Raw genomic sequence first — 3,042 nt, 5'->3', positions numbered from 1 at the left:
CACCTCGACGCGGAGGGCGTCACCGCCACCGCCCGTTCCCTCATCGCCGGCCTCGTCGACGCCCTCCCGCCCGCCGGCCGCGCCCACGCGGGCGGCTCGCCGCCGCTCGGCGGGGAGGGGGTGGCCGCTCGGCTGTGGTGGCGGCTGTGCCCGCGGCCGGCGGAGGCGGGGACGCTGCGCGCGCTTGAGGCGGCGCTGATCCTGCTGGCCGACCACGAGCTGGCGGCCTCGACGCTGGCCGCGCGGGTCGCCGCGTCCGTGCGGGCCGACCCGTACGCCGTCGTCGCGTCCGGGCTCGGCGTGCTCAGCGGGCCGCTGCACGGCGGCGCGTCCTACGGGGCGGAACGGCTGATCGCGGAGGTGGCCGACCCCGCGTCGGCCGCCCAGGCGGTCGGCGCGCGGCTGCGCGCCGGCGAGCGCGTCCCCGGGTTCGGGCACGTGGTGTACAAGTCGGGCGACGGGCGCGCGACGCTGCTGCTGGACCTGGTCCGCGCGGCGGCGCCGGGGCACCCGCGGCTCGCCGCCGCCGAGGCCGTCCTGGACGAGGCGGAGCGGCGCCGGCTGCCCTCCGCGAACATCGACTTCGCGGTGGCGGCGCTCGGCGCGGTCGCCGGGTTCGTCCCGGGCGCGGGCGAGGCCGTGTTCGCGGTCGCGCGCACCGCCGGGTGGCTCGCGCACGCCATCGAGGAGTACGGCGGCGCGCACCCGCTGCGCCCGCGCGCCGTCTACACCGGGCCGCCGCTTCCGGACGCCGCCTCCGCGCCGCGCCGGCCCGGGCGTCCGCGCTGACCACCGCCGTGCCCGCGGCCGTCCGGGGGTTGTGCACGGCCGGCGCGGGACCGGGGGTACGCTCGTTGACGTGCGACGGTTCCTCACCCCGGCCTGGCTCGGCCTGCATGCGATCGCGGTCGTGCTCTGCGGCGCGTTCATCGGCTTCGGCTGGTGGCAGTACGACCGCGCCCAGGAGGGCAACGACCGCAGCTGGGCGTACACGTTCGAATGGCCGATCTTCGCGATCTTCGTGATCGTGATGTGGGTCAAGATGATCCGCGACGAGAAGGCCGGCGTGACCCCGGCGCCCAAGGTGATCGAGGAGCCGGCGGAGGCCGCGGTCAAGCGCGAGATCATCCGGCGGCAGGAGGAGGAGGACCCCGCGCTGGCGGCCTACAACCGCTACCTCGCGCGGCTCAACTCCCAGACCGACCGGCGCGGCTGACCGCGCCGCCGGCGGGCGCTCCGGCCGCCGCGGGGCCGTCCGAGGTGTGCGGGCCGCCGGAAGCGGCCGGCCGATGAAAGGGTGTGAACTGTGGAAGGCGCGGTGACCCGGTACCGGATCCTCGCCCTGCTCGTCGGCAGCCTCCTGGTGCTGCTGGTGATCGGCATGATCCTCAAGTACGGTCCGACCGACATGCCCGCGATGGCGGGCATCGTGGCGCCCGTCCACGGGCTGTTCTACATGGTCTACCTCGTCGCCGCCTACGACGTGTGGCGGCGGGCGGACTGGCCGCTGACCAAGATGGTGCTGATCGTGCTCGGCGGCATCGTGCCGCTGATGACGTTCTGGGTCGAGCGCAAGATCGTCACCGAGGCGCGCGGGGTGCGGCCCGCGGCGGCGGCCGAGCCCGAGCCGACCGGCGCCGACTCGACCCGCGCCTGACCCTCCTTCCCGCACCGGCCCCCTCCGGGGGCTGGATCAGGGGGCCTGCCCGGGGGTAACGTTTGACTCAGTCAAACGTGGGAGGGCGAGCATGGAGGCGACGGCGACGGCGGCTGACGTCGGCACGGTCCGCGCGTTCAACCGGTTCTACACCGGAGTGATCGGAGTGCTCGGCGAGGGCCTGGTGCGCTCGCCCTACTCCCTCACCGAGGCCCGGGTGATCTTCGAGCTGGCGCAGCGGGAGGACACCGAGGTGCTCGCCCTGCGGCGCACCCTCGACCTCGACCCCGGCTACCTCAGCCGGATGCTGACCCGCTTCGAGAACGACGGCCTGGTCGTCCGCGAACGCGCGCCCGGCGACGCGCGCCGGCAGATCGTCCGGCTCACCGGCCGGGGCCGCGAGGTGCAGGCGATGCTCGACGAGCGGTCCAGCGCCGAGATCCGCGCGCTGCTGGACGGCCTCGCCGAGGACGACCGCCGCCGGCTCCTCGCCGCGATGCGCACGGTGCAGGGGATCCTCGGCGAACGCGCCCGCCCGGACGGCGCCGTCCTGCGGCCGCTGGGCCCCGGCGACCTCGGGTGGGTCGTCGAGCGCAACGGCGCCCTCTACGCAGAGGAGTGCGGCTGGGACCGCACCTACGAGGCGCTCGTCGCCCGCGTCGTCGCCGGCTACGTCGAGGACCACGACCCCGAGCGGGAGTGCGCCTGGATCGCCGAGGCCGGCGGCGAACGGGTCGGCGCGGTGTTCTGCGTCCGGCGCGAGGAGGACGTGGCCCAGCTGCGGCTCCTGCACGTCGAGCCCGTCACGCGGGGCATGGGCGTCGGCGCGGCACTGGTCGAGGAGTGCTGCCGGTTCGCCGCGGACGCCGGATACCGCGAGATCATGCTGTGGACGACGGCGCTGCAGCGGCCCGCACATCGGATCTACGAGCGGGCCGGGTTCATCCTGGAAGAGGAGGAGCCGCCGGCCGCCCGCTTCGGCGACGTGGTGCACGGCCAGGTCTGGCGCAAGAAGCTCTGACCCTTCCCGAAGGGGCCCCGCGAATCTCCGAGGGCTTCCCGCGAATCCAAGAGGGCTCCCCGCGAATCTAAGAGGGCTCCCCGCGAACGAACCGAGGCCCGTGAAGGCGCTCTTGCCTTCACGGGCTCGGCTCCGCAGCGATCCCTTACTGCGTGTGGGCGGCCGGGACGGGGGTCGGACGGAGTTCCGGCCGCCTGGTGCACCGGCATGGCGCCGGCTCGGATCGGGGCTGATTCCCACCTCCCTTCCGTGCCCGGCCGGACGGGGGCGTGACGGCCCGTCCGGCTTCAGGGGGCGGGCACCGCAGGGGCGCCCGATCGAACGGGGGTATTGGGGCCGGGCCGGCGGCGCAGGTCGGCGGGGC

Annotated in this window: 4 protein-coding genes; all 4 read left to right on the top strand. The window is 75.4% G+C overall.

The features are described from left to right. Positions 1–789, top strand: a 789-nt coding sequence (locus tag ABZ914_RS49455) for a citrate/2-methylcitrate synthase (protein WP_500201526.1), incomplete at its 5' end; no start/stop codon positions are given. A 70-nt stretch (positions 790–859) separates the two neighbouring features. After that, entirely contained in the window at positions 860–1,216 is a 357-nt protein-coding gene (locus ABZ914_RS49450) for a hypothetical protein (protein WP_190865303.1), read from the top strand. Between the two features lie 90 nt (positions 1,217–1,306). Beyond that, positions 1,307–1,657, top strand: a complete 351-nt coding sequence (locus ABZ914_RS49445; protein WP_500201525.1) for a DUF3817 domain-containing protein — start codon at positions 1,307–1,309, stop codon at positions 1,655–1,657. Between the two features lie 91 nt (positions 1,658–1,748). Continuing rightward, complete coding sequence (locus tag ABZ914_RS49440) at positions 1,749–2,678, top strand: bifunctional helix-turn-helix transcriptional regulator/GNAT family N-acetyltransferase (RefSeq protein WP_500201524.1); 930 nt, start codon at positions 1,749–1,751, stop codon at positions 2,676–2,678. Positions 2,679–3,042: the final 364 nt, after the last annotated feature.

The organism is Spirillospora sp. NPDC046719 (assembly GCF_040645715.1).
Lineage (GTDB): Bacteria > Actinomycetota > Actinomycetes > Streptosporangiales > Streptosporangiaceae > Spirillospora.
Note: the sequence above shows the minus strand (reverse complement) of the source record. Positions and strands in the feature narration are given on the sequence as shown.